Origin of the sequence: Epilithonimonas zeae (genome assembly GCF_023278365.1) — a bacterium.
Taxonomy (GTDB): domain Bacteria; phylum Bacteroidota; class Bacteroidia; order Flavobacteriales; family Weeksellaceae; genus Epilithonimonas; species Epilithonimonas zeae_A.
On record NZ_CP075338.1, the window covers coordinates 1,841,503 to 1,867,837 of the forward strand.

At 36.3% G+C, this 26,335-nt stretch carries 25 protein-coding genes; 21 read left to right on the top strand and 4 right to left on the bottom strand.

The genetic code is table 11. The annotated features are described in order from the left end of the window. The first annotated feature begins 19 nt into the window (after nt 1-19). Nucleotides 20-3,262 (top strand): hypothetical protein, encoded by a 3,243-nt coding sequence (locus KI430_RS08140; protein WP_410744669.1) that lies wholly within the window; start codon nt 20-22, stop codon nt 3,260-3,262. Between the two features lie 72 nt (nt 3,263-3,334). On the opposite strand, the gene KI430_RS08145 is transcribed toward KI430_RS08140, so the two are convergent. Continuing rightward, nucleotides 3,335-4,165, bottom strand: coding sequence for a sulfurtransferase (locus KI430_RS08145; RefSeq protein WP_248877994.1), 831 nt, complete (start codon nt 4,163-4,165; stop codon nt 3,335-3,337). A 95-nt stretch (nt 4,166-4,260) separates the two neighbouring features. Between KI430_RS08145 and KI430_RS08150 the strand changes: the two genes are divergently transcribed. Together KI430_RS08150 and KI430_RS08155 are read left to right on the top strand one after the other, a co-directional pair. Beyond that, complete coding sequence (locus KI430_RS08150; protein WP_248877995.1) at nt 4,261-5,214, top strand: NAD-dependent epimerase/dehydratase family protein; 954 nt, start codon at nt 4,261-4,263, stop codon at nt 5,212-5,214. A 161-nt stretch (nt 5,215-5,375) separates the two neighbouring features. Then, nucleotides 5,376-6,053, top strand: coding sequence for a polysaccharide deacetylase (locus KI430_RS08155; protein ID WP_248877996.1), 678 nt, complete (start codon nt 5,376-5,378; stop codon nt 6,051-6,053). 193 nt (nt 6,054-6,246) lie between these two features. Here KI430_RS08155 and KI430_RS08160 read toward each other — a convergent pair whose 3' ends face one another. Both KI430_RS08160 and KI430_RS08165 read right to left on the bottom strand, forming a co-directional pair. Next, a complete protein-coding gene (locus KI430_RS08160) occupies nt 6,247-7,452 on the bottom strand; it encodes a metallophosphoesterase (RefSeq protein WP_248877997.1) in 1,206 nt (401 codons plus the stop codon). Nucleotides 7,453-7,547: 95 nt separating this feature from the next. Next, complete coding sequence (locus KI430_RS08165) at nt 7,548-8,627, bottom strand: 3-oxoacyl-ACP synthase III family protein (protein ID WP_248877998.1); 1,080 nt, start codon at nt 8,625-8,627, stop codon at nt 7,548-7,550. 229 nt (nt 8,628-8,856) lie between these two features. On the opposite strand from KI430_RS08165, the gene KI430_RS08170 reads away from it, so the two are divergent. After that, a complete protein-coding gene (locus KI430_RS08170) occupies nt 8,857-9,453 on the top strand; it encodes an IMPACT family protein (RefSeq protein WP_248877999.1) in 597 nt (198 codons plus the stop codon). A gap of 3 nt (nt 9,454-9,456) precedes the next feature. Here the strand turns inward: KI430_RS08170 and KI430_RS08175 are convergent, their stop codons facing one another. Continuing rightward, on the bottom strand, nt 9,457-10,164 hold the full coding sequence (locus KI430_RS08175) for a zinc metallopeptidase (protein WP_248878000.1): 708 nt from the start codon (nt 10,162-10,164) through the stop codon (nt 9,457-9,459). Between the two features lie 111 nt (nt 10,165-10,275). Here KI430_RS08175 and KI430_RS08180 point away from each other — a divergent pair, with 111 nt between their 5' ends. The 17 genes from KI430_RS08180 to KI430_RS08260 all read left to right on the top strand — a co-directional run bounded on the left by KI430_RS08180 (nt 10,276) and on the right by KI430_RS08260 (nt 26,155). Beyond that, nucleotides 10,276-11,406 carry a GNAT family N-acetyltransferase gene (locus tag KI430_RS08180; protein WP_248878001.1) on the top strand — a complete coding sequence of 377 codons (1,131 nt, stop codon included), beginning with the start codon at nt 10,276-10,278 and terminating at the stop codon, nt 11,404-11,406. A 69-nt stretch (nt 11,407-11,475) separates the two neighbouring features. Then, nucleotides 11,476-11,658 carry a hypothetical protein gene (locus KI430_RS08185; protein WP_248878002.1) on the top strand — a complete coding sequence of 61 codons (183 nt, stop codon included), beginning with the start codon at nt 11,476-11,478 and terminating at the stop codon, nt 11,656-11,658. 123 nt (nt 11,659-11,781) lie between these two features. Beyond that, nucleotides 11,782-12,153, top strand: coding sequence for an NADH-quinone oxidoreductase subunit A (locus tag KI430_RS08190; protein WP_248878004.1), 372 nt, complete (start codon nt 11,782-11,784; stop codon nt 12,151-12,153). A 68-nt stretch (nt 12,154-12,221) separates the two neighbouring features. Then, nucleotides 12,222-12,782 carry an NADH-quinone oxidoreductase subunit B gene (locus KI430_RS08195; RefSeq protein WP_063969022.1) on the top strand — a complete coding sequence of 187 codons (561 nt, stop codon included), beginning with the start codon at nt 12,222-12,224 and terminating at the stop codon, nt 12,780-12,782. A 6-nt stretch (nt 12,783-12,788) separates the two neighbouring features. Beyond that, nucleotides 12,789-13,283, top strand: coding sequence for an NADH-quinone oxidoreductase subunit C (locus tag KI430_RS08200; RefSeq protein WP_248878013.1), 495 nt, complete (start codon nt 12,789-12,791; stop codon nt 13,281-13,283). Nucleotides 13,284-13,358: 75 nt separating this feature from the next. Beyond that, nucleotides 13,359-14,582, top strand: a complete 1,224-nt coding sequence (locus KI430_RS08205; RefSeq protein ID WP_248878015.1) for an NADH-quinone oxidoreductase subunit D — start codon at nt 13,359-13,361, stop codon at nt 14,580-14,582. A gap of 137 nt (nt 14,583-14,719) precedes the next feature. Next, entirely contained in the window at nt 14,720-15,229 is a 510-nt protein-coding gene (gene nuoE, locus KI430_RS08210; RefSeq protein ID WP_248878017.1) for a complex I 24 kDa subunit family protein, read from the top strand. Nucleotides 15,230-15,239: 10 nt separating this feature from the next. Continuing rightward, nucleotides 15,240-16,595, top strand: a complete 1,356-nt coding sequence (gene nuoF, locus KI430_RS08215) for an NADH-quinone oxidoreductase subunit NuoF (RefSeq protein WP_248878019.1) — start codon at nt 15,240-15,242, stop codon at nt 16,593-16,595. A gap of 34 nt (nt 16,596-16,629) precedes the next feature. Beyond that, entirely contained in the window at nt 16,630-17,508 is an 879-nt protein-coding gene (locus KI430_RS08220; protein WP_248878021.1) for a hypothetical protein, read from the top strand. 99 nt (nt 17,509-17,607) lie between these two features. Then, nucleotides 17,608-18,627: a 2Fe-2S iron-sulfur cluster-binding protein gene (locus KI430_RS08225; RefSeq protein ID WP_248878023.1), complete on the top strand. Its 1,020-nt coding sequence runs from the start codon at nt 17,608-17,610 to the stop codon at nt 18,625-18,627. 47 nt (nt 18,628-18,674) lie between these two features. After that, entirely contained in the window at nt 18,675-19,739 is a 1,065-nt protein-coding gene (gene nuoH / locus KI430_RS08230) for an NADH-quinone oxidoreductase subunit NuoH (protein ID WP_248878026.1), read from the top strand. A gap of 135 nt (nt 19,740-19,874) precedes the next feature. After that, nucleotides 19,875-20,432, top strand: a complete 558-nt coding sequence (locus tag KI430_RS08235; RefSeq protein WP_248878028.1) for a NuoI/complex I 23 kDa subunit family protein — start codon at nt 19,875-19,877, stop codon at nt 20,430-20,432. Beyond that, on the top strand, nt 20,432-20,929 hold the full coding sequence (locus KI430_RS08240) for an NADH-quinone oxidoreductase subunit J (protein ID WP_248878030.1): 498 nt from the start codon (nt 20,432-20,434) through the stop codon (nt 20,927-20,929). The genes KI430_RS08235 and KI430_RS08240 overlap by 1 nt, the downstream gene beginning before the upstream one ends. A 4-nt stretch (nt 20,930-20,933) precedes the next feature. Continuing rightward, nucleotides 20,934-21,260: an NADH-quinone oxidoreductase subunit NuoK gene (gene nuoK, locus KI430_RS08245; protein WP_074233208.1), complete on the top strand. Its 327-nt coding sequence runs from the start codon at nt 20,934-20,936 to the stop codon at nt 21,258-21,260. Between the two features lie 8 nt (nt 21,261-21,268). After that, on the top strand, nt 21,269-23,182 hold the full coding sequence (gene nuoL / locus KI430_RS08250) for an NADH-quinone oxidoreductase subunit L (RefSeq protein WP_248878033.1): 1,914 nt from the start codon (nt 21,269-21,271) through the stop codon (nt 23,180-23,182). 2 nt (nt 23,183-23,184) lie between these two features. Beyond that, a complete protein-coding gene (locus tag KI430_RS08255; RefSeq protein WP_248878035.1) occupies nt 23,185-24,678 on the top strand; it encodes a NuoM family protein in 1,494 nt (497 codons plus the stop codon). Nucleotides 24,679-24,772: 94 nt separating this feature from the next. Then, entirely contained in the window at nt 24,773-26,155 is a 1,383-nt protein-coding gene (locus tag KI430_RS08260) for an NADH-quinone oxidoreductase subunit N (RefSeq protein WP_248878037.1), read from the top strand. Nucleotides 26,156-26,335: the final 180 nt, after the last annotated feature.

Below are 26,335 nucleotides of genomic sequence, written 5' to 3' on the forward strand. Positions count from 1 at the left end.
TACACATCACAAGAAAAGGGTGTCGAAGATAAATAAAATTTTTCTAATAATCTGTACTTTTTCTGCACTAATTTCGGTTAATGCACAGATTTTCAATTGGAAAAATCCTAATATCCCTCAGGATTCCCTTAAAAAAGACAGTATTCTGATTTCTAAAATCAATCAGGATTTTTTTACCAAAGACACGCTCGACTTCATCAAAAAACAAAATCGCGTGATTTATGATGAAGAAGTGCTCGTTAAAAATGACAAGAAAAGAATCCTTGGAGAACTCAATTCCAAAGGCTCCATTATCAGAGGAATTACTTTTGGGAATAACCAAGGTTCATCGGTTCAAAGTTCTATGGATATGCAAATTTCAGGTAAATTGAGTCCCGATGTTTCGATTTTAGCTTCCATTTCAGACCATAATCTTCCGGTTCAAGCTGATGGTTATACGCAGACTTTGCAGGAATTTGATAAGATTTACCTTCAGCTGAACGTCAAAAATCACAGTATCATCAGAGCCGGACATCTTGACCTTAATGATGAAACGACTTATTTCGGACGTTATCAAAGACGAAGTATGGGATTGCAGTTTCTCACGAATTTGGAAAAGAATGGTAACAAAACTTCAGTTGATGTTTCCGGAGGTGTTGCCCGAAGTGAATTTTTCAGAATGCGTTTTCAAGGTATTGAAGGGAATCAAGGACCTTATCGATTGACGGGAAAAAATGGCGAATTATTCATCACAATCATTTCTGGTTCAGAGCAGGTTTATATTGATGGAATATTGATGAAACGTGGCGAAAATCAGGATTACATTATTAATTACAACACCGGAGAAATCACCTTCACGAGTTTCCGGCCGATTTATTCTCAGAACTTCATCAATGTATCTTATAATTATACCAATCGAAATTACACTAGATTCTTAATCACCGGTAACATCAAACATCAACGTGAAAAGTTCAAAGCGGGATTCAGTTGGTTTATGGAGAATGATAATAAAAATGCGCCGCTTTCCCTGAACCTTAGCGAGGAAGACCAGCAAACTTTAGTCAATGCGGGGAACAATGCGGACGCAATGTACTCGCCATCGGGTGTAGAAACAGAATATGACGTCAACAAAATTCTCTACAAAAAGATATTCGACACCAATTCTTTTCATTACGAGTTTTCTACCGACCAGACTCAGGTTTTGTATCAGGTTTCATTCACTTATTTCGGAAGCGGGAAAGGAGATTATCAGCTGCAGCAATCCACCAATAACGGGCGAGTTTTCCAATATGTAGGAACCGGTTTGGGGGATTATATGGCGGTCCGAAAATTGCCAGCGCCGGAGAAATCACAAGTTTACTCAGCCAACTTCGAATATGCTTTGAGCGAAGGCGTTATCGGAACAGATGTTTCAATGAGCAATTATGACATCAATATGTTTTCGTCCAAGGATAATGATAAAAACCTCGGTTATGCAGCAAGAATTTATGCAAACAAGACATTCCGAAAAAATACTTGGACAGGAACGCCAATGTTGGAATATCAAGTCATCCAAAAGAACTTCCATATTTTAGATAGAATTAACAATGTTGATTTCTGGAGAGATTTTAACTTGACAAATGAATTCAGCCAGATTACTCAGAACAGATTTATTTTCTCTTTTTTAAATGACTTTAACAAAACTTCAAAAATCAATTATAAACTGAATTATCTTGAAGAAACCGATACTTACAAAGGAATCAAAAACGATATCGACGCCATTTGGAAAATTGGTAAATTCAATAATCTCGCAGCAATCTCTTATCTCGACACCAAATCGACTGACCTTAACACAACTTTCATCCGCGGAGCAGTCTCTACAGAATTGGCAGGTAAAAAAGGAAGCTGGATGTTGGGCGGTTCTATGGAACACAACGAGAAAAAATATAACGCCACGCAATTGTTAGATGTAACTAGCTTCAGTTGGAAAGAGGTTTTCATTCAGAAAAAAATTGCTGATTCTGCACGAACCAAATTATTGACTAAGGTTTATCTTCGAAGTAATGATTCGGTTCAGGATAATCGTCTTCAGAAGATGAATAATATTTTGGGATTGATGGCGGAAAGCCAAATCATCAAAACTGAAAAAACACAACTATCCACTTTGGTCCATTACAGGAAGTTCTATTATGAAAATCAGACTTTGGCGAATGACCAGAATCAGGATTTTGTAGTGGGAAATATTTTATACAATCAACAACTGTTCAAAAACGGAATGCGCCTGCAGCTTTTCTACGAACTAGGCAACGGTCAGGAGGCTCAGCGTGAGTTCCAATACATCAAAGTGACCGATGGACAAGGCGTTTATAAATGGACAGATTATAACAATGATGGTGTTCAGCAATTAGACGAGTTCGAAGTGGCAGAATATGCAGATTTGGCACAATACATCAGAGTTTACACTAATAGCGTTAACTATCTCGCATCAAACAAAAACAAATTACAAGTCGCTTTATTCGTCAATCCATCAGTAATCATCAGTTCTGAAAATGCTTTTCTGAAGCGTTGGAATTTCAATTTGTCTTTACTTTCCCAAAATTCTTATATGAAAGGCAGCAAGGTTTTGGTGTGGAATCCATTCGAAAAACAAGCAGACCAATTGCTGAGAACTCAGAATATTTTGGCTTCGGCTTTATTTAATTCCAATGATAAATCCGGCTGGAACGGAAGTTATCGATACACCGATAATGATAATTTGGTTAATGCCAATTACAGTAACGAAGCACACGGACAAAAATCTCATTTTCTGAACGTCGGCTATTCTTTTTCCAAGACTTTCCGTACAGATTGGGAGAATACCTTGCAAAATGTAACCAACAGTTCTCAGGTTTATGCGTCCCGAAATTATCTTCTTCAAAACTGGGAAACCAAACCAAAAGGAACTTATAAGCTAACCGAAACTTTGCAAACCGAATTATCCGGCGCGCTTCGTCAGAAAAAAAGAAACGACGGCGATGAACTTTTGAAAACTTACGAAATCTCCGGAACTTTGCAGTGGGAAAAAGCAAAAACTTCTGTAAGAGCCAATTTTTCTTTCATTAATAATGATTTTACAGGAAACAGTTTCAGCATCGTTGGGAATCAAATGTTAGAAGGTCTGAAAGCTGGAAAAAACCAAGTTTGGACTTTATATATCCAACAAGCAATTAATTCCTTTATCCAACTTAATGTCAATTATGAAGGCAGAAACTCCGGTGATAGAACCATCCATATCGGAAGTATGCAAATCCGTGCAAGCTTTTAAAAAGTGATGAGTTATAAGTTATGAATTATGAGTTTTCAAATGCATTCATAATTCATAACTCATAATTAATAACTAAACTTCGTTTCTGCTCCACTCGCTCCAGCTTCCAACATACAAATTTGGAATATCAAAACCAGCATAATCCAGAGCTAAAAGAGAATGACAAGCCGTCACGCCACTTCCACAATGGAACGTGATTTTATTCTTGACATGATTCTCAAATAATTCGGAATAAATGTTTCTGAGAACTTCCGGAGATTTGAACAAACCGTTTTCGTCTAGATTATCAATAAAAGGAAAATTCTGGGCATTTGGGATATGTCCTGCAACCAAATCAATTGGCTCTGTAATGCCTTTATAGCGCTGAGATTCTCTCACATCAACAATTACGGAACCCGAATCTTGTGTTGCAAATTTCACGTCATCAATCCAAATTTGTGGCAATTGCCAATCCTTGTAATCGGAAACATATTCGGTTTCGGAATAAAAATCATCAACAGAACTTAATGGGTAATTTTGATTTTCCGCAAATTGCAAGCCGCCATTCAGAACCTGAACATTCTTGTGTCCAACCGCTCGCAACATCCACCAAAATCTCGCAGCCGCATTGGCTCCATTTTTATCATCATAAATTGCAACGTGGGAATTTTTATCAATTCCTAATTTACCTAAAGTTTTAATAAAATCTTCAAATTTCGGAAGCGGATGTCTTCCTCCGTTTTTAGGATTATCAATTTCTGCCAAATCAGAATTCAAATCAACGAAAACTGCATTCTTAAGATGTTTTTTAAGATATTCATCTTTTGCATTGGAACCAGTTCTGACATCAAAAATTCTGAGATTAGAATTTCCAGATATATTGATTAGTTCATCAACTTCTATTATGGGCGACAGATTTTGCATATTATGATATTTTTAAAAAATTTATTGGAATTCTTTTTGATTCTCAATCCCAAATTTAATTAGATTTGCGAATCAAGAAAAGTAAAAATGAAACTATGACAGAAAAAATTCTCATCACCGGCGCACTAGGTCAAATCGGAACGGAACTAACCGTTAGATTATCAGAAATTTATGGTAAAGAAAACGTTATTGCTTCTGGTCTGGACAAGTGGAAAGAAGGCATTACCGAAGCCGGTTATTACGAAAGACTGGATGTGACTAATTTTCAAGCCGTTACAGACGTCATCAAAGAACACAATATTACTACAGTTTATCATTTAGCATCGCTTTTATCCGGTACTTCAGAAAAACAACCACTTTTTGCGTGGAAGCTGAATCTTGATCCGTTAATCCACCTTTGCGAATTAGCAAAAGAAGGAACATTAAAAAAGATTTTCTGGCCAAGTTCTATTGCTGTTTTCGGTAAAGGAATCCCTAAAGAAAATGTAGGGCAAGAAGTTGTTTTGAACCCAACAACTGTTTACGGAATCTCAAAAATGGCAGGCGAAAAATGGTGCGAATATTATTTCGAAAAATACGGAGTCGATATCAGAAGCATCCGATATCCCGGGTTGATTTCCTGGAAAGCACCAGCAGGTGGAGGTACCACAGATTACGCTGTTGAGATATTTTATGAAGCTGTAGAAAAAGGAAAATATACGAGTTTCATCAGTGAAAACACAGCGATGCCAATGTTATACATGGACGACGCTATTGACGCAACAATCAAGCTGATGACAGCTCCAAAAGAACAGGTGAAAATTCGTTATTCTTACAACCTAGGAGGGATGAGTTTTACGCCAAAAGAATTGGCTGAAGAAATAAAAAAAACAATGCCGGATTTTGAGATAAAATATGAGCCGGATTTCCGTCAGGCAATTGCCGATTCCTGGCCAGCCAGCATAGATGATTCTGCTGCAAAACAAGATTGGGGACTAGATTATAAATTTGATATTTCATCAATGTCAATAGATATGATAAATAACTTGAAAAAGAAATTAGGCAAATAGCTAAATTTCAATAATTAATTTAAGTCAATTACAGTTTAACATTTGATTTTAAATTAATTATCAATAAAATATAAATTTTGGTTTAAGTGGTTTTATTAACTTTCAACATATCAATTTCCGAAAATAAAGTATTACGCAATAAAAATATTTCGGAAACTGAATTGATTACATCTATTGAAGATAAAGCAGAAATTATTCTGCTTTTGTTAGAACTTCACGAGTTCAAAGCAACATTTTTCGTTGAGGTTTCTATTGTTGATAAGCTTCAAAAATTACTAAAAAAGATATCGTTTTCAGGACACGAAATAGCGTTTTACAATGTCAATTCTACAGTTAAAATTATAGAAGAAACCAAGCAAAATTTAGAGCAATTTTTGGAAAAACCAGTTCGCGGTTTGAGACAAAAACACCATCAAATTTCGTACTCAGAAATCAAGAATTTGGACTTCAATTATGTTTCGAATATCGAAGAATCCAAGCTCAATTTTCTATGGCGAAAACTAACTTTAAAAACTCATATTCACATCGAAAATGATTTAACTATAGTGCCGGAAAGTCAGTCGCCTTACTCTCAACTTCCGTTCAATGATTATGTCTTTCAAGTCACACCAATGAAATATTATGAGAGTATGCTTTTGGAGAGTTTGAAGAATAATGAGTATGTGATGATTTATGTCAATGCCTGGCAATTTTTCAACCGAAATGAGTCACCTTTTGACTTGCCTTTTTACAAGAAGATCAACACCGGTCGCACATTTGAAGACCGTCTTGAGCAGCTATTTCAATTCATCGATGAGAATGAAATAGCTGTATCGAGAATGAAGGACTATTTGTTTTAAGCTTAAAAAGTATTTATTTTCAATTTTAAGATTCAGTAAATAATAAAATAAATTTTTGAATAATTGATAATATTATTAAAGCAAAGTTAGAGTACAGAAAGTGTACAGCAACCTTACGGAACCCATACAGAAAAGCCTGTTATCATTCTATTGATAAACAGGCTTTTTTATTATCAAAAAGAGAATTAATAAATTAACTCAACTCAAATACAGTAATCTCTGGCAACACTCCTACCCTACCAGGATAACCAATTACACCAAAACCCCGATTAACATAAAGATATTTATCGCCGGTTTGGTATAAGTCTGCCCATTTAGGATACTTGAATTTCACAGGCGACCATTTGAAGTTTTTCAAGTCGATTCCGAACTGCATTCCGTGCGTGTGCCCGGAAAGCGTTAATTGAACGTCTTTTGGGTGATTTCTCACTACAGCATCAAAATGTGACGGATCGTGAGACATGAGGATTTTACATGCTTCTACAGGAACATCTTGCGTCGCTCTATCCAAATCTCCAAACTGTGGAAACGGTGGAATTCCCCAATTCTCAACTCCTAAAATATATAATTTTTCGCCGTTTCTTTCTATGATTCTATTTTCATTTCGGAGCATTTGGAAACCAGCTTTTTTTTCATATTCAACCAAAAGTGGAATATTATTTCTTCTTTCTTCTTCATTTTTCCATTCGCCGTATTCGCCGTAATCGTGATTTCCTAAAACTGCGAACTTCCCGTCCTTACCTTTAATCTGAGAAAACAAATCAATAAAAGGAACGAATTCATCTGCATAATTATTAACCATATCTCCGGTAAAAAGCACCAAATCTGCATTTTGCTCATTAATCAAATCGATAGCGTGCTGTAATTTCTTCGGATTCTGGAAACTCCCACTGTGAACATCAGAAATCTGAACGATTTTATAACCTTTGAAACTCGCTGGTAAGTTTTTGAGTTTAAGCCTTACAATTCTTGCTTTGTGACGGTATTTCCCGAAGATAATTCCATCCAAAACCATTCCCGCCAGAACCGCACCTGAACCTAGTCCAACCAAGCTGATAAACTTCCTCCTTGACGGATAAATGTGGTTATCTGTCGCTACATAATTGTAACCGAAATTCAGAAGCCTGATGATATCTTCAATCAAAAGAAAAATAGCGACCAAAATCTTAGGCAGAACAAAAATCAGGATAACTGAAAAGACGATTTGGAAATTCAGATATTTGTGAGAAGCCCTGTTAAATGTTACAACAGAATAAATCAGAAAAGTATAAATGAGAATCGTAGGAATCCAATAGATAAGCCTTGCATTCTGGTTTGTATAAACTGTTTTAAAGGCTTGATAAACATAAATTTCCAGCACTAAAAAAACTCCTAGAAGAAATAAAATATTCTTTTGCATACTATGATATAAAAAAACAAAAGGAATAAAAAATCATTCCTTTTGCATTATAAACGTTTAAAATTGAATTTTACTTTAATTCAAAATGATTTATCTTAAATTTTCCCTTCCGGAAACTTGTAAACAACACAATTGATGTTCATCCCTGCACCAACAGATGTAAACAAAATATGAGAACCTGGCGTGAATTTCTGACCTTCCATTTTCCCTTTTCGGATTAAATCAAACAAAGTAGGAACTGTTGCAACTGAAGAATTCCCTAATTCCTGAATCGTCATCGGAGAAATTGCATGATCATATTCTTTTTGTCCGTATAATTTGAAAAGTCTGCCAATCATCGCATAATCCATCTTTGCATTAGCCTGGTGAATCAAGACTTTGCTGATATCGGAAATATCGAGATTCGCTTTTTCAATCGTTGCTTTTATGGCATCAGGAACATTTTTCAGAGCGTATTCGTAGATTTTACGACCTCTCATTCTGATGTATAATTTGCTTTGGTCGTGTTCCAAATTCAAAGAAGGTGCATTTTCTAAAAAGCAAAGCTCTTCACCATTATCACAAAGTGTATTATCTGCAATCACACCAACAGTAGTATCTTCCGTAGCCGTTACAACAACCGCACCGGCACCATCTGCAAAAATCATTTTGTTTCTGTCATAAGGGTCAGTCACTCTACTCAAAGTTTCTCCTCCAACAACCAAAACAGTCTTAGCTTTCCCAGCTTTTATCATCGTATCAGCAAGAATCAAAGATTCTACCCAACCCGGGCAACCGAAAATCATATCATAATTGACACAATCTCTTCTTTTAATTCCTAATTTACCTTTCAGTCTAGCTGACATCGAAGGCATAAAATTCGGCACACCATCCGTATCTAATTCCCCAAAATTGGTAGCATAGATGATATAATCAATCTCTTCTTTATCAATACCTGCATCTTCTATAGCTTCTAGAGAAGCTCTAAGACCAAGGTCAGAATTAAAATCTTCAGGATTCAGATATCTTCTTCTTTTGATTTCCGTAATATCTACAAACTTCTTGATGATTTCCTCAGTCGGTTTCTCAATCAATTGATTATTATCATCATAGAAAATCGAGTCCTTGAAATGAGAACCTTCTATTACGTTTTCCGGGATATAACTTCCGGAGCCAATGATTACTGTATTAGGCATTGATTTAAAAAAAATTTGAATGCAAAATTACGCAAAAATTAATTTACTGAATTTTATTTCTTTAAGATTTCTTTAAGAAACTTCAATACTTCACTTGATAATTCCTATCCGACACCAGTAAACACTAATAGATTCACACATTTTCATATAATAAATGAATATTAACAATTTCATATAATAAATGAATATTAACAATTTGAAATTCTTTTGGAATTTATAATTTTGACGAATGTTTGAATTCCAAACCATAAAGAAACCGATTGAAGATATTTTGCTCAAAGAAAAAGGAAGCAAATTCATTGGTTTTGCTTATCCCGCTAATTCTGAATCTGATATCAAAGATTCATTAAATCACTTAAAATCAATTCATCCAAAAGCAACACATCATTGCTATGCTTATAGATTAGGAATTAATGGTGAAAATTATCGCGCAAATGATGATGGCGAACCTTCAGGAAGTGCAGGATTACCAATTTACAACCAGCTTCTCGCGCATCAAATCACGAATATCTTAGTAGTTGTGATAAGATATTATGGAGGAACCAAATTAGGCGTTGGCGGATTAGTAAAAGCTTACAAAGAATCAGCGAAATATACTTTGGAACAAGCCGAAATCATCACCAAAGAATTAGAATCGAAAATCGAACTAAAATTCAAATTCTCGCAACAAAACCAGATTTTCACTTTGCTTAATAAATATGATGCGAAAATTCTTGACTTCGATGCTCAGGAAATTTGTATCATCCAGGCCAATATCAAAAACTCCAAAAAAGAAAGCATCTCAGACGAGTTGTCCGAGATGCTTTTGGAATTTAATTTTTCATAACTTTTATCTTCTGTTCCCTAATAACATCGATGCGAAATAAAGCAGTTGCGCCAGAGAACCAAGCGCCGCAACAACATAGGTTCTGGCCGCCCATTTCAAAGAATCCTCTGCACCTTCATATTCTTCTGCTGTTACCGTTCCTGTAGATTTCAACCATTGCAAAGCGCGATTACTAGCGTCATACTCCACCGGTAATGTTATAAAGGCAAACAAGGTTGTCACTGCAAACAATATTACACCAATTGCTAAAACGGTTGTACTTCCGTTTGGATTATCAATACTTCTAGTCGCTGCCATTATGGCAATACCGGCAAACAAAACAAACTGTAAAAGATTAGAGCTGATATTGACAATCGGAACCATTTTCGACCTCAATTGTAACATAGAATAACCAACTGCGTGTTGTACAGCGTGCCCGCACTCATGCGCTGCAACTGCTGCAGCTGCCGCATTTCTTTGCATGTAAACCGCTTCCGAAAGATTCACTGTTTTATTTTCAGGATTATAATGATCAGACAAATGTCCTGGAACAGAAACTACCTGAACATCGGTAATCCCATTATCTCTCAACATTTTTTCCGCAACTTCTTTTCCAGACATTCCATTCCGTAGATGGACTTTGGAGTAATATTCGAACTTCGATTTTAGTCTAGAAGAAACAATCCAGCTAAACAACATAGAAATCCCAATAATTAAATAATAACCAGTCATTTTTAATAAAATTTACATTAAAATAAGTCTATGATTTTTGAGTAAAAATTATGCCAAAGCATTGCACATTTTACCTTAAAAACTATCTTTGTCTTATTGATAAGCAAGAATATGGAAAACATCATTATAAAGCAAGTGGTTACGGAAAGTGATTTGATAAAATTCATAAAATTCCCGATGGAATTATACAAGAATAACCCGAATTTTGTCCCACCTTTAATCAACGATGAAAAAGACATTTGGAATAAGGATGAAAATCCTGCGTTGCTGTATTCTCAGGCGAAACAATTTTTAGCTTATAAAAATGACAAAATCGTCGGCAGAATTGCTGTTATGATTAATAATAAGGAAGCTCAGGAATTGGGAATCAAGAAAGTGAGATTCGGATGGATTGATTTTATTGATGACGAAGAAGTTTCTAAAGCCTTGATTAATGAAGCGATTAAATACGCCAAAGAAAATCAAATCGATAAAATCGAAGGTCCAATGGGATTTACGAATCTTGATAAGGCCGGAATGTTGATTTTCGGTTTTGATAAGTTAGCAACAATGATTGGAATTTACAACTTCGAATATTATCCGAAACATTTGGAGAAATTAGGCTTGGTTAAGGAAAAAGAGTGGGTAGAATTTGAATTGCAATTCCCTGACGTTTTACCAGAAAAAATAGAGAAATTCAGTGCTTTGATTGCTCAGAAATACAAATTGAGAACTTTAAAGTTTAATAATAAAAAAGAGATTCTTCCTTATGTAGAACCGATGTTTAAGCTTTTGGATGAAACTTACAAATCACTTTCAACTTACACACCAATTTCGGACGAGCAAATCAAATCTTACAAAGAGAAATACTTCAGTTTTATTGATAAAGATTATATCACTTGTGTTGCGGACGAGAATGATAATCTGGTGGCTTTTGCGATTACAATGCCTTCTTATTCCAAAGCTTTGCAGAAGGCCAACGGAAAGCTTTTCCCTTTTGCTTGGTGGCATTTTTTACAAGCCGGAAAGAAAAACGACAGAGCAAATTTTTATCTGATAGGAATTCATCCTGAATACCAAAGACGTGGCGTCACATCTATGATTTTCAAATCAATCCAGATGAATCTTAAAAGTAAAGGCATTAAATTTCTTGAAACCAATCCAGAGTTAGAGGAAAACAAAAACGTACAAGTTCTTTGGCAGGATTATCATCCCATGCATCATAAAAGCAGAAGAACCTACTCTTTGAACATCAATGATTAATTTAGTTAAACAATTGTTTAACTAAATTATATTTCAACTTAGATTTCTGACCTTTAAAATCCAATTCAATTGAAAAAGCAACTTTACATATACGCAGGTCTTATCATTTTGTTTGTAGCTTACAATTTCTACAAGCCAGTTAAAGATGACAGATTGGATGCTATCATCAACATCTTGTTTGCCAGCGTATTGTTTCTGTACATCGCTTATATTGCTTATCTTGTTCTCAAGAAGATAAGTAAGAAAGACTAATTAGTCCTTATTTATAACTGTTCTAAATTTACAAAAACAGACTTTTGTCTGCTCTTCCGAAGGCGGATAATTTAATATATTAAATCTTTATTTAGTATTTTTGCATAGTTAAATTTAGACTTTATGAATTTACCTGAAAATTATATTCCAATACTCATTCAAGCAGGAGTTGGATTAGGCTTTGTTATCATTTCTTTGTTGGGTGCTCATTTCTTGGGACCGCAGCAGAAGAAAGGTAATTCTACCAAAAATTCAAGTTGGGAATGCGGTATTCCTGTTGAGGGAAACGCTAGGACACCTTTTTCCATCAAATATTTCTTAACTGCTGTATTGTTTGTATTATTCGATATAGAAATCGTATTTTTTTATCCTTATGCTGTTAACTTCAGAGAATTTGGGATGGAAGGCTTTTTAGCTGTACTTATGTTTGTTGCTATTTTCTTTGTCGCTTTTTTCTACGTTTGGAAAAGAGGTGCTTTGGATTGGGACAAATAAATTAATTTAATTATGTTTTGGATTTAAAATTGAATCAATTAAAGTCTAAAATTTAAAATCTAGAAAAAATGTCAGATAATAAACCAGTAATAAAAACAGATGCGCCCGCTCCTCCAGGATTTGAAGGGGAAGGATTCTTTGCAACGCAATTGAGCAGTGTTATCGGGATGGCAAGAAAGTTCTCACTTTGGCCGTTACCATTCGCTACTTCTTGTTGTGGAATCGAGTTTATGGCTACATTGAATCCAACATACGATGCTTCAAGATTTGGAATGGAAAGAAACTCTTTCTCGCCAAGACAAGCAGATATGTTGATGGTTTGCGGAACTATTTCTAAGAAATTAGGTCCGGTTTTGAAAGAAGTTTACACCCAGATGGCTGAGCCAAAATGGGTTGTTGCTGTTGGAGCTTGTGCTTCAAGCGGAGGTATTTTCGATACTTATTCAGTTCTTCAAGGGATTGATAAAATCATTCCTGTTGACGTGTACGTTCCGGGTTGTCCGCCAAGACCAGAACAAATCATAGAAGGTGTAATGCAGGTTCAGGCTTTGGCAGAAAGCGAAAGCATCAGAAGAAGAGATATGCCGGAATATCAACATTTATTAGATTCTTACAACATCGACAACTAAGGAACAATGACGAACGAATTTGTATTAGAAGCCATCACGAGAGAATTCCCTGAGTCTGTAGTTTCGAGTTCAGAACCTTATGGAATGCTGACGATTGAAATCAAAAAAGATGACATCAAGAAAGTGATTCATTATTTGAAAGATTCAACTTTGGAATTTAATTTCCTGACGGATATCTGTGGAATCCATTATCCTGAGACGCCTGAAAAAGAAATCGGTGTCGTTTATCATTTGCATAATTTGATGGCTAATGTCAGATTGCGTCTTAAGATTTTTATGACGAGAGAAAACATAGAAGTAGATTCTTTAACCGAATTATTCGCAGGTGCCAACTGGATGGAAAGAGAAACTTTTGACTTTTATGGAATTAAATTCAAGGGGCATCCTGATTTGAGACCAATCCTTAATATGGAAGACCTTGGATATCATCCAATGCTGAAGGAATATCGTTTGGAGGACGGGACAAGAACTGACAAGAACGATGCAATGTTCGGAAGATAAGATAAATATAAATGATAAATGATGAGAGATAAATGATTATCGATTATCAAATATCAATTATCAATTATAATGAATATGAAAGACAACTCATTATCTAATATACTTAACCAATACGACAGCAAGGAACAAATCGACGGACAATTGTACACGTTGAATTTGGGACCTACCCACCCTGCAACACATGGGATTTTCCAGAACGTTCTTACAATGGACGGAGAAAGGATTCTTCACGCTGAGCAGACTGTTGGTTATATCCACAGAGCTTTTGAGAAAATTTCTGAAAGAAGAAATTTCGCTCAGATTACAACGCTTACCGACCGTATGAATTACTGTTCTGCGCCTATCAATAATATCGGTTGGCATATGACAGTGGAAAAATTAATTGGTGTCAAAGTTCCAAAACGCGTCGATTATATGCGTGTGATTTTGATGGAATTAGCAAGAATCGGAGACCACTTGATTTGTAACGGTGTAACCGGAATGGATGCCGGAGCGATTACAGGATTGACATATATGTTCATAGAAAGAGAGCGTATTTACGATATGTATGAGCAAATCTGTGGGGCAAGGATGACGACCAATATGGGAAGAATCGGAGGTTTTGAAAGAGATTTCACGCCAAAATTCCACGAGTTATTGAAAGATTTCTTAAAAACTTTCCCACCAAGATTCCAGGAATTTTGTAATCTTTTGGAGAGAAACAGAATCTTTATGGACAGAACGATTGGCGCAGGAGCCATCTCGGCAGAGAGAGCTTTGAGTTACGGTTTCACAGGTCCAAATCTACGTGCAGCTGGTGTTGATTATGATGTAAGAGTTGCGCAACCTTATTCTTCTTATGAAGATTTTGATTTCATCATTCCTGTTGGAACTGCTGGAGATACTTACGACCGTTTTATGGTTCGTCAGCAAGAAGTTTGGGAATCAATTAAAATTATAAAACAAGCTTACGAAAACCTTCCTGAAGGTCCTTTCCACGCAGATGTTCCAGAGTTTTATCTCCCGGAAAAAGCAGACGTTTATCAAAAAATGGAAGCTTTGATCTACCATTTCAAGATTGTAATGGGAGAAACGGATGTTCCTAAAGGCGAAGTTTACCACGCTGTTGAAGGTGGAAACGGAGAATTAGGTTTCTATCTTGTGAGCGATGGCGGAAGAAGTCCATACAGACTACACTTCAGAAGACCTTGTTTCATCTACTATCAGGCGTATCCTGAGATGATTACTGGCTCTGTAATTTCTGATGCGATTGTAACGATGTGTAGTATGAATATTATTGCGGGAGAATTAGACGCATAAATGAAATTATAAATTTTAGATTATGAATTATAAATTAATCTAAGATTGTTAATAATAAATAATTATAAAATTGATAAGATTTTCAGACCTTGATTTTTTATCTAAAATCTAGAATCTGAAATCTAAAATCTTTAAATATGAGCGAAACAATTGCTTTTAAACCTGAGAGTTTAGCACAGGTTCATAAAATTATCGCAAGATATCCGGAAGGCAGACAAAAATCTGCGTTGATTCCTGTCTTGCACATTGCACAGAAAGAATTCGATGGTTGGTTGGCAGTTCCAGTGATGGATTATGTGGCAGAATTATTGAGTATCACGCCAATCGAAGTATATGAAGTTGCGACTTTCTATACAATGTTCAATATGAAGCCGGTGGGGAAATATGTTTTGGAAGTTTGCAGAACCGGACCTTGTATGTTGAACGGAAGTGATAATATCTTAGACCATATTCGTAAAAAACTGAATATTAAAGATGGAGAAACTTCCGAAGACGGGCTATTCACTTTGAAACCTGCCGAATGTCTTGGAGCTTGTGGATATGCACCAATGATGCAGTTGGGTAAATTCTTTCACGAAAATTTAACAATAGAAAAAGTTGACGAGATTCTTGACCTTTGCAGACAAGGAGCCATCGCTTTAGATTAATATTAAAGAAATGGGTAAAAAACTTTTACTTAAAAATGCACATATAGAGGGAATTCGTTATTTCGAAACTTACCGTAAACACGGAGGTTATGAAGCTGCGGAAAAAGCTCTTAAAATGAAACCTGAAGAAATCCTGGAAGAAGTTAAAACTTCCGGACTTCGTGGTCGTGGTGGCGCTGGTTTCCCTACTGGAATGAAGTGGAGTTTCTTGGCTAAGCCGGAAGGCGTTCCAAGACACTTAGTCGTAAATGCTGACGAATCTGAACCAGGTACTTTCAAAGACAGATATCTGATGGAATTTCTTCCTCATCTTTTGATTGAAGGAATGTTGATTTCATCTTACACTTTAGGTTCTAATACATCCTATATATATATAAGAGGAGAATATTCTTGGATTCCTGATATTTTGGAAGAAGCAATCGAAGAAGCGAAAGCGGCTGGATTTCTTGGAAAAAATATATTAGGAACTGGTTTTGATTTGGAAATCTATGTCCAAAGAGGTGGTGGCGCTTACATCTGCGGTGAAGAAACGGCATTGCTTGAATCTCTTGAAGGCAGAAGAGGAAATCCAAGACTTAAACCACCTTTCCCTGCTGTAAAAGGACTTTGGGAAAGACCAACGGTTGTGAACAATGTTGAATCTATTGCAGCTGTTGTTCCAATCATCGAAATTGGCGGTGCTGAATATGCTAAAATCGGCGTTGGAAGGTCAACAGGAACTAAATTGATTTCTGCCTGCGGTAACATCAAAAAACCAGGCGTTTATGAAATCGATATGACCATTACGGTTGAAGAATTCATTTATTCTGATGAATATTGTGGGGGAATCCCAAATGGTAAAAAGCTGAAAGCTTGTATTCCTGGTGGAAGTTCTGTTCCAATTGTTCCAGCTAATCTTTTATTGAAAACTATCAATGGTGAACCAAGATATATGAATTATGAATCTCTTGCTGACGGTGGTTTTGCTACCGGAACGATGATGGGTTCAGGAGGATTTATTGTTTTGGATGAAGATCAATGTGTGGTAAATCATACAATGACTTTAGCAAGATTCTACAACCACGAGAGCTGTGGTCAATGTACGCCTTGCCGTGAGGGAACGGGTTGGATGTACAAAATCCTGAAAAAAATAGAAAAAGGAGAAGGAAAAATGGAAGACATCGATTTGCTTTGGGACATCCAGAGAAAAATCGAAGGGAATACTATCTGTCCTTTAGGAGATGCTGCTGCCTGGCCGGTTGCTGCTGCTATCAGACACTTCAGAGATGAGTTTGAATGGCATGTGAACAACCCAGAGTTGAGCCAGACTCAAAATTACGGAATTGCCAACTATGCTGACCCAATACCAGCAGTGGCTAACAATTAAGAAAAGAATTTGAGTTTTCAAATTCAATAAAATAATGAAGAAGTTCTTTGAATTAGTTTTTGTATTTTTTGTAGGATTGAATTGTGTTTTTGGGCAAAAAGATTCTTTATTAAGAGATATTGAAGAAGTCAACCCAATTTTATGTTTTGGACAACCTATTAATAAAAGTTTCAAAAAAGGGACAATGTTCGTTTTTTGGGGTTGGAACAGAGCGGGATTCAGCAAGTCTGATATCCGTTTCAAAGGAAATGGTTATGATTTTACTTTGAATAATGTGGTGGCACACGACAGACCATCAGAATTAAGTATGGCGTATATTGACCCGACAAGGCTTTCTATACCTCAGTTTAATTTTAGATTTGCTTATTTCTTAAAGGATAATTTAGCATTAGTCCTGTCACAAGACCATATGAAATATGTGATGGACCAAAATCAGATTGCAAATTTCAGCGGTCATATTTCTGACCCGACATATGCAGGAATGGTTCAGAATGGTCAGGTTAATCTATCGGATGAACAGTTTCTGACGTTCGAACATACAGATGGACTGAATTATGTGAATCTTGGTCTTGAGAAATACAAAAATCTATCAAGCAAAAAGAACTTTGACATCTTTTGGGCTTACGGTGGCGGAATAGGTGCTCTGATGCCGAAAAGTAATGTGAAGTTGTTCGGAAACGAGAGAAGTGACAGATACCATTTAGCAGGATTTGGACTAGATGCAAGAACAAGTATCAACGCTGTTTTTTGGAACCATATAATGGCAAGAGTAGAAGGAAAATTTGGTTATATCAATATGCCGGATATCAAAACTACTCTTAATAATAAACCTGATAAAGCCAGTCAGGACTTTGTATTCTACCAGGTTAATTTTGGTGTTGGATATGTTTTTAATAGAAAATTAAAGAATTAGAATATACATTGAGTTATATTTTAAAATATAAATAGAATTGACAAAAGATTTAGACTAAGATTTATTTGAATCTAAAATCTAAATCTAAAATCTTGAAATATGAGCGAAGAAGTCAAAAAATTTAAAGTTACCATAGACGGACAAACTACCGAAGTTTTGCCTGGCACTTCTATTCTGGAAGCAGCTAGACAAATCGGTGGAAAATCTGTACCTCCTGCAATGTGCTACTACAGCAAATTGGAAACCAGTGGTGGGAGATGTAGAACGTGCCTTGTAGAAGTTTCCAAAGGTTCTGAGGCAGACCCAAGACCAATGCCAAAATTGGTAGCGAGCTGTAGAACTGGTGTTATGGACGGAATGGAAGTGAAAAACTTAACTTCTGAAAAAGCGCAGGAAGGTAGAAAAGCTGTTACAGAATTCCTTTTGGTAAATCACCCATTGGATTGCCCTGTTTGTGACCAAGCTGGAGAATGTCATCTTCAGGATTTGGGTTACGAACACGGAAATCTTGAAACCAGAACAGAATTTGAGAGAAATACTTACGATGCAGACGACATTGGTCCATATATCAAACTGAATATGAACCGTTGTATTCTTTGCGCAAGATGCGTTTTGGCTGCGAATCAATTAACTGAGAAAAGAGAACACGGAATCCTTTACAGAGGTGACCATGCAGAGATTTCAACGATGTTGAACAAAGCTTTGGATAATGATTTCATCGGTAACGTGATTGATGTGTGTCCGGTGGGAGCTTTGACAGACAGAACTGCTAGATTTGCAAGCAGAGTTTGGTTTACGAAGCCTTACAATGCGACTTGTACGTGTACAAAATGTAGCGGAAAAGCTGTACTTTGGATGAAAGGTGATGAAGTGGTAAGAGTAACAGCCAGAAAAGACCAATACGGTGAGGTTGAAGACTGGATTTGCAACGAGTGTCGTTTTGAGAAAAAAGATACTGCACTTTGGAACATCGAAGGACCAAGACATATCGATAGACATTCTGTGATTTCTCTTAATCACTATGAGAAAAAAACAGACAGCTACAATGTTTTGGATAATCCGGAAGCCAAAGAAATTGGTGTAGCAGACGAAAAAGAAATTGAAAAATTAGATAGTTAATAAAAATTTAAACTCAATTTGAACTTTAAATTTTGAACTTATAAAATATGGAATTACTAACTTTTAAAATCATATTAGTATTGGCGCTGTTCCTTTTGGCACTTACTATTGCTGCCTACTCTACTTGGGCAGAAAGAAAAGTGGCGTCGATAATGCAAGACCGTATCGGACCAAACAGAGCGGGACCTTTCGGGCTATTACAACCGTTGGCAGATGGTGGTAAATTTTTCTTCAAAGAAGATTTTACACCTCAAAATGCAGAAAAGTTCCTCTTCATTTTAGGCCCATCTTTGGTAATGTTTATTTCATTGATTACCGGAGCAGTAATTCCTTGGGGAAAAACATTGAATTTCGGAGGTATTTCTTACGATTTACAGGTTGCTAATATCGATGTTGGTGTATTGTTCATCATAGGAATGGCTTCTATCGGAGTTTATGGAATTATGATTGGAGGTTGGGCTTCCAACAACAAATATTCATTATTAGGTGCCATCAGAGCGTCTTCTCAGATGATTTCTTACGAATTGGCAATGGGATTATCATTGTTGTCAATCATTATGATGTCCGGAAGTTTGGATTTAAAATTAATTACAGAAGCACAATCTGCTGGGAAAATTTGGGGATTCATTCCTGCCATTTCCGGAATCAACTGGAATATCCTTTATCAACCTTTAGCTTTCCTGATATTTTTCATTGCTGCAATGGCAGAAACCAACCGTCACCCATTCGATTTACCTGAATGTGAATCTGAATTGGTAACTGGTTATTCTACCGAATATTCGTCAATGAAATTAGGACTGTATATGTTTGGAGAATATGTGAATATGTTTATCTCCAATGCATTTATGGTGGTTCTTTTCTTCGGAGGTTACAATTATCCCGGAATCGATTGGGTAACTCACAACTGGGGAGAGAATATTGCAGGTGTTTTGAGTATCCTAGCTTTCTTAACAAAAACAATCATCGGAATTTTGATCTTTATGTGGATCAGATGGACACTTCCGAGATTCAGATATGACCAATTGATGCACCTTGGATGGAAGACTTTGATTCCTTTAGCTTTGGTGAATCTAATTGCTACAGGTGCTGTGATTTTAGCATTTGGAAATTAAAAAAATTGTCCGAAGCTAGATGATGGAAGTCAGAAGATTGTAATTCGGAAACAATTCAAAATTGAAAATAAAATACGCATAAAGTTTGAAATATCGGACATCCAACTTCCGACTTCAGACCAAAAAAATATAAAAATGAAACTTACTAATAGATCAAAAGTTGTTTCTAACAAAGAAATGACTCTGGGTGAAAAAATCTATTTGCCGGCGATTTTCAAAGGTATGGGAATCACTTTCAAGCACGCTGTAAGAACTGTGTTGAAAGGTGCTCCTGCAGTATATTCTTATCCGGAGGTTCAGAAACCGAGAGCAGAAATCTGGAGAGGACAGCACGTTTTGAAGCGTGATGAAGAAGGTAGAGAGAGATGTACAGCTTGCGGACTTTGTGCAGTGGCTTGTCCTGCAGAAGCGATAACAATGACAGCTGCTGAAAGAACTAAAGACGAGAAACACCTTTACAGAGAAGAGAAATATGCATCGATCTATGAAATCAATATGTTGAGATGCATCTTCTGCGGAATGTGTGAAGAAGCTTGTCCAAAATCTGCTATCTATCTTACAGACAGATTGGTAGATGTAGAACAAAACAGAAATTCTTTCATCTATGGAAAAGAAAAATTGGTCGAAAAAATTAATGCAAGGATTGATATCACAGAGAGACAATCTGAAAAACAAAAAAAGGCAGTAAAATAATGGACCAGATTTTATTTTTTATCGTAGCGTTTATCGCCATTGCAAGTGCTGTTTACTTTGTATTTGCAAGAAATCCTTTATATGCCATTCTTTCTTTGATTGTAACAATGTTCTCTATCGCGGGAATGTACATTCTTCTTAATGCGCAGTTTTTAGGTATTGTTCAAATCATCGTTTACACAGGAGCCATTATGGTTTTGTTTCTTTACATCTTGATGATGTTGAACTTGAACAAAGAAGACGAAAGCAAGAAAGGAAGCCTTCCAAAGTTCATTGGAATTATTTCTGTTTGTATCTTATTTATAGGAATGTTAGGAGCTTACAGAGGTCTTTCTGGAAAAACAACGGTTGCAGACAACATCGACCATTCGGTTGGTTTGACCAAAAATCTGGGAAGATTATTGTTTAACGAATATGTATTGCCATTCGAATTGGCTTCGATTCTGATTTTAGCAGGTATCGTGGGCGCTGTTCTTATCGGTAAAAAAGATTTATAAGATTATGGAAGTGAATACATTTATACAACAGGTTCCTTTAGAATATTTCATTATTCTGAGTACAGTTTTATTTTGCCTTGGTGTTTTGGGAGTTTTGCTTCGTAAAAATGCTATCGTGATTTTGGGATGTGTAGAATTGATGCTTAATTCCGTAAATCTTTTATTGGCAGCATTTTCTGCTTACAAAGGTGATGGTAACGGACAGCTTTTGGTTTTCTTCATTATGGTGGTTGCAGCAGCGGAAGTAGCTGTAGGATTGGCAATTATCGCAATGATGTACAGAAATACCAAATCTGTGGACGTGAGTATTTTTAATAAATTAAGAGGATAATAAAAGGAATGGAAAATTTAGTTTACGCAATTGTACTTTTGCCTTTAGCCGGATTCCTGATTAACGGACTTTTTGGAAAGAATCTTCCGAAAGTTTTTGTTGGAGGATTGGCAACATTAGTAGTTTTCGCTTCATTTGTTATCGCAACCAGTATATTTTTAGGATTCAAAAGTGATAGCGCACCTGTTATCGTAAAAGCTTTTGAATGGTTTAGAGTGGATGGGATTCAGGTTAATTTTGGTTTCCAAGTTGACCAATTATCATTGATGATGGTAATGATTATTACCGGAATTGGGTCATTAATCCACCTCTACTCTATTGGCTATATGAGCCACGACAAAGGATTCTACAAATTCTTTACTTACCTTAACCTTTTTATTTTTTCGATGTTGCTTTTGGTTTTAGGAAGCAATTATCTGATTTTGTTTATCGGTTGGGAAGGTGTAGGACTTTGTTCTTATCTATTGATTGGATTCTGGTACACCAACGAAGATTATGGAAAAGCGGCTAGAAAAGCTTTCATTATGAACCGTATTGGTGACTTGGCATTGTTGATTGGTATTTTCACAATTGCTTCTCAAGTCAACGCAATCGATTATTTGAGCGTCCAGGAGAATGCTTCAAAATTCGCTTTAGACAGCAATATTATTATATTCATCACGGCAAGTTTATTCATTGGAGCAACTGGTAAATCAGCTCAGGTTCCATTATATACTTGGTTACCGGATGCGATGGCTGGACCAACGCCAGTTTCAGCTTTGATTCACGCAGCAACGATGGTAACGGCTGGTATTTACTTAGTAGTAAGAAGTAATTTCTTATTCACTTTAGCGCCAACTGTTCAGGATGGGATTCTATTCATCGGGTTCCTGACAGCTGCATTAGCTGGATTCTATGCACTTCGTCAGAACGATATCAAAAAAGTGCTGGCTTATTCTACAGTTTCACAGCTTGGATTTATGTTCATCGCTTTAGGTTTGGGCGCTTATACAACAGCAATGTTCCACGTAATGACGCACGCTTTCTTCAAAGCTTTGATGTTCTTGGGAGCTGGTTCTGTCATCCACGCAATGAGCAACGAACAAGATATGCGTTTTATGGGCGGACTGAAAAAATATGTTCCAATCACGCACATCACTTTCCTTATCGGAACGTTGGCAATTTCAGGTTTCCCATTACTTTCTGGAATGATTTCTAAAGACGAAATTTTGGTTGCAGCTTATGCGAAAAGTCCAATCTATTGGGTAATGTTATTCGTTTTGGCAGCAACAACCGCAGCATATATGTTCAGATTGTACTATCTGACTTTCCACGGCGAGTTCAGAGGTACAGAAGAACAAAAACATCACTTACACGAGAGTCCATTGAATATGACTTTGCCATTAATCGTTTTGGCTGTCCTTTCAGTTGTTGGAGGTTTTATCAATCTTCCTCACTTCATCGGTCACGGTCATTATGCAAAATTGATGGAATGGCTGAAGCCAGTATTGACGGAGCAAAGTTTCAGCGAAATGGAAGCGACTCTTTCTGGTGTTGATTTTAATACAGAAATGATTCTTCTTGGAGCCACGATTTTAATGTTCTTCAGTGTTTGGTTCATTGTTAAAAACATTTACGTTAATAAGAAAAAAATGGCGCTTCCTGAAGATAAATATACAGGTTGGGAGAAACTGTCTGCTAAAAAATTATTCGTGGATGAGATTTACAATGCAATGATTGTAAGACCTTTCGAAGAAGCTGGAAAAGCAGCTGCAATGTTTGATAAAGCAGTTCTTGACCCGATTGTGAATTTCATTGGATTAGGAGCTGCAGATTCTGGACGTGCGGCGAAACGTCTCCAAAACGGAAATGTAGAAAACTATGTGCTGATTATGTCATTGGCGATAGGAATTGTATTGATTGTTAACTTTATATTGAAATAATAATGTCGTATTTACTATTAACATTATTACTATTACCTCTCGTAGGTTCGGTTTTACTATTTTTCTGGAAGAGTTCTTCCAGTAAATATATTGCATTGGCTTTTGGCTTTGCACAGATGTTCATCGCATTTTATATGTTAGGGAATTTCGATTTCAACCCAACTGTAGATGCACCTTTGCAATACGAAATCACTTATCCTTGGTCAAGCTATATCAAGAGTAGCTTCAACTTCGGGATTGATGGGATGAGTATGCTAATGGTCCTGTTGACCAACATCTTGGTTCCAATCATTACTTTATCATCTTTCAACGAGTCAAAAGGTTACCCTAATTCTTTCTACGCATTGATATTATTGATGCAATTCGGATTGTTGGGTGTTTTCACTTCTTTGGACGGATTGTTATTCTACGTTTTCTGGGAAGTAACATTGATTCCAATCTGGTTAATCGCCGGTCTTTGGGGTCAGGAAGATAAAAGAATCAAATTCACAACCAAGTTCTTTGTTTACACATTTGTAGGATCTTTGTTTATGTTGATTGGATTGATTTACGTTTACAATCATGCAGCATCATTTGCTTTGACAGATTTGTACAATGCTAACCTAAATGTAAACGAACAAACTGTAATATTCTGGTTTATTTTCTTTGCTTTTGCGGTGAAATTACCGGTCTTTCCTTTCCATACTTGGCAGCCGGACACTTATACATATTCTCCAACGCAAGGTTCGATGTTGTTATCGGGTATTATGTTGAAGATGGCTGTTTATGGTGTTATGAGATATTTGTTACCAATTACACCATTAGCAATTGGCGGAATTTCCGGAGAAATCGTGATTATCCTTTCTGTAATTGGAGTGATATATGGCGCTTTAATAGCCATGATCTCTACAGATACTAAGCGATTGATTGCTTATTCTTCCCTTTCTCACGTTGGATTAATTGTAGCGGGAATCTTTGCTTCAGCTGTTGTAACAATGAGAGTTGGATTAGACTTCGAAGGTGCTCAAGGTGCAATGATTCAAAGTTTTGCTCACGGGATTAACGTAGTTGGATTGTTCTATTGTGCAGATATTCTTTACAAAAGATTCAAAACTAGAGATATCAGAAAAATGGGAGGTTTGGCAAAAGTCGCTCCTAAATTTGCCATATTGTTTATGATTATTTTGCTTGGTGCCACGGGAGTTCCTTTAACCAACGGATTCATCGGAGAATTTATCTTATTGAAATCAATTTTTTCATACAATCTAATAATGACAGTTTTAGCTGGATTAACTTTGATTCTTGCTGCAGCTTATATGTTGAGATTCTACGGAAAAACAATGTTTGGAAAAGGAGACGACGCTGTTTTGGCTACTACAAAAGACATCAGCTCAGTGGAGTTCACAGTACTGGCAAGTTTATCAGTTTTCGTAATTGTTTTAGGCGTTTTTCCTCAACCAGTTATAGAAATGGTCACAAGTTCTGTAAGATTCATCTACTCTTCTATGCTTAACTAAGAATGGATTTGAAATCAATTCAGATAAAAAGAAATATTAAATAAAATTCAAAACGGACATCGGACTTCCGGTTTCCTACGAAATAAATAAAGAAATGAGTGTTTTAATAGTTTTATTCCTTACGGCAATTCTGGTATTATTCTCAGGTGTTTTCGAGAAAGGCAAATACGCAAGATATATCGGAATCTTGGGATTAATCATTGGTCTGGCGACTAGTTTTCTTCCTGATTGCGAATTTTTTGCTCAGTACAAATCGATGTATGAATACAGCTACAATGCCGAATTGTTTACAAAAATATCGGTGGCTGTTACTTTGTTATTGTTCTTTTTAGGAGGTTTTGCATTCAGCAATCACAGAAGTCATCAGTCAGAATTGTATGCATTGATGTTATTTGCACTTTGTGGCGGGATTGTATTGTTCGGATTCCAAAACTTGGTAACATTATTCATCGGAATCGAGATTTTATCAATTCCTCTATACGTAATGGCTGGAGCTAATAAAACCGACCTTCGTTCTACAGAAGCTTCTATGAAATATTTCTTGATGGGAGCATTCGCAACAGGATTTCTTTTGTTCGGAGTAGCTTTGGTTTACGGTAGCGCAGGAAGTTTTGACCTTTACGAGATTCATGACTTTGCTTACAACAATCCAAAGAATCTAATGCTGATAATGGGAGCTATTTTGATGCTGTCTGCATTGGCATTCAAAGTTTCATTAGCGCCGTTCCATATGTGGAGTCCAGATGTTTATCAAGGTGCGCCATCTTTAATTACGGCTTTTATGGCTTCAGTAGTTAAGATTTCCGGATTCTTCGCTTTATTCAAATTAATGACGATTGCTTTCGGCGGAATAGCTGGAGACTGGATTAATATCTTAGGCGTTTTCATCATCCTTACTTTACTTTTGGCAAACGTTATGGGATTGGTTCAGACCAACGCAAAAAGAATGTTAGCCTACTCTTCCGTTTCTCACGCAGGATATATCGCTTTAATATTCTTCGGAATCAACAACTTCTCAACATACATTTTAGGATATTATCTGTTCGCTTATTCATTGGCAACAGTTGGTGTTTTCATCAGTTTGATTTGGGTAGAGAAAATCAAAAAAGAAACTTCATTTACCGCTTTCAACGGATTAGGAAAAAGAGAACCTTTGTTAGCAGTTGTTTCTACCATCTCAATGTTATCAATGGCGGGGATTCCTTTGACAGCTGGTTTCATCGGAAAATTAGGAATCTTCAACCAGGCAATTGGCGGGCATTATGAGTTCTTGGTTCTGGTAGCTGTTCTAGGTTCTGCATTGAGTATCGCTTATTATTTGAGACTGATTATCGCAATGTTCTTCTACAAAGAAGATAACTTTCATAATACGGAAAGAGCGAGCATTACTTATAATATCGTTTCTGTAGTGATTATTTTAGCTTTGGTTTCTATGGGAATTGTTCCAGATTTATTTGCGAAAATTTTCGGATTATAGAAAATTAAAAATATACAAAAACCTGATTCAGATTGAGTCAGTTTTTTTTATTTAGTACTAATCTTAAACTCGCAAACTATACAACTCTCCCACTCTAAAATTCTCAAACAAATTTGGGCGCCTTTATCCGTGCTCCACTCTCGTTTTTTTGTTATTGCAAAGAAAGTGAGACATTAAATA

Excerpts from the sequence above, each read along its gene's own strand:
- KI430_RS08165 (WP_248877998.1), bottom strand. The coding sequence starts at position 8,627 with ATGCCTAATACAGTAATCATTGGCTCCGGAAGTTATATCCCGGAAAAC.
- KI430_RS08160 (WP_248877997.1), bottom strand. The coding sequence starts at position 7,452 with ATGCAAAAGAATATTTTATTTCTTCTAGGAGTTTTTTTAGTGCTGGAA.
- nuoH (WP_248878026.1), top strand. The coding sequence starts at position 18,675 with ATGGAATTACTAACTTTTAAAATCATATTAGTATTGGCGCTGTTCCTT.
- nuoF (WP_248878019.1), top strand. The coding sequence starts at position 15,240 with ATGGGTAAAAAACTTTTACTTAAAAATGCACATATAGAGGGAATTCGT.
- KI430_RS08205 (WP_248878015.1), top strand. The coding sequence starts at position 13,359 with ATGAAAGACAACTCATTATCTAATATACTTAACCAATACGACAGCAAG.
- KI430_RS08200 (WP_248878013.1), top strand. The coding sequence starts at position 12,789 with ATGACGAACGAATTTGTATTAGAAGCCATCACGAGAGAATTCCCTGAG.
- KI430_RS08225 (WP_248878023.1), top strand. The coding sequence starts at position 17,608 with ATGAGCGAAGAAGTCAAAAAATTTAAAGTTACCATAGACGGACAAACT.
- KI430_RS08260 (WP_248878037.1), top strand. The coding sequence starts at position 24,773 with ATGAGTGTTTTAATAGTTTTATTCCTTACGGCAATTCTGGTATTATTC.
- KI430_RS08235 (WP_248878028.1), top strand. The coding sequence starts at position 19,875 with ATGAAACTTACTAATAGATCAAAAGTTGTTTCTAACAAAGAAATGACT.
- KI430_RS08220 (WP_248878021.1), top strand. The coding sequence starts at position 16,630 with ATGAAGAAGTTCTTTGAATTAGTTTTTGTATTTTTTGTAGGATTGAAT.
- KI430_RS08190 (WP_248878004.1), top strand. The coding sequence starts at position 11,782 with ATGAATTTACCTGAAAATTATATTCCAATACTCATTCAAGCAGGAGTT.
- KI430_RS08255 (WP_248878035.1), top strand. The coding sequence starts at position 23,185 with ATGTCGTATTTACTATTAACATTATTACTATTACCTCTCGTAGGTTCG.
- KI430_RS08195 (WP_063969022.1), top strand. The coding sequence starts at position 12,222 with ATGTCAGATAATAAACCAGTAATAAAAACAGATGCGCCCGCTCCTCCA.
- KI430_RS08240 (WP_248878030.1), top strand. The coding sequence starts at position 20,432 with ATGGACCAGATTTTATTTTTTATCGTAGCGTTTATCGCCATTGCAAGT.
- KI430_RS08180 (WP_248878001.1), top strand. The coding sequence starts at position 10,276 with ATGGAAAACATCATTATAAAGCAAGTGGTTACGGAAAGTGATTTGATA.
- KI430_RS08145 (WP_248877994.1), bottom strand. The coding sequence starts at position 4,165 with ATGCAAAATCTGTCGCCCATAATAGAAGTTGATGAACTAATCAATATA.
- KI430_RS08150 (WP_248877995.1), top strand. The coding sequence starts at position 4,261 with ATGACAGAAAAAATTCTCATCACCGGCGCACTAGGTCAAATCGGAACG.
- KI430_RS08175 (WP_248878000.1), bottom strand. The coding sequence starts at position 10,164 with ATGACTGGTTATTATTTAATTATTGGGATTTCTATGTTGTTTAGCTGG.
- nuoK (WP_074233208.1), top strand. The coding sequence starts at position 20,934 with ATGGAAGTGAATACATTTATACAACAGGTTCCTTTAGAATATTTCATT.
- KI430_RS08170 (WP_248877999.1), top strand. The coding sequence starts at position 8,857 with ATGTTTGAATTCCAAACCATAAAGAAACCGATTGAAGATATTTTGCTC.
- nuoE (WP_248878017.1), top strand. The coding sequence starts at position 14,720 with ATGAGCGAAACAATTGCTTTTAAACCTGAGAGTTTAGCACAGGTTCAT.
- nuoL (WP_248878033.1), top strand. The coding sequence starts at position 21,269 with ATGGAAAATTTAGTTTACGCAATTGTACTTTTGCCTTTAGCCGGATTC.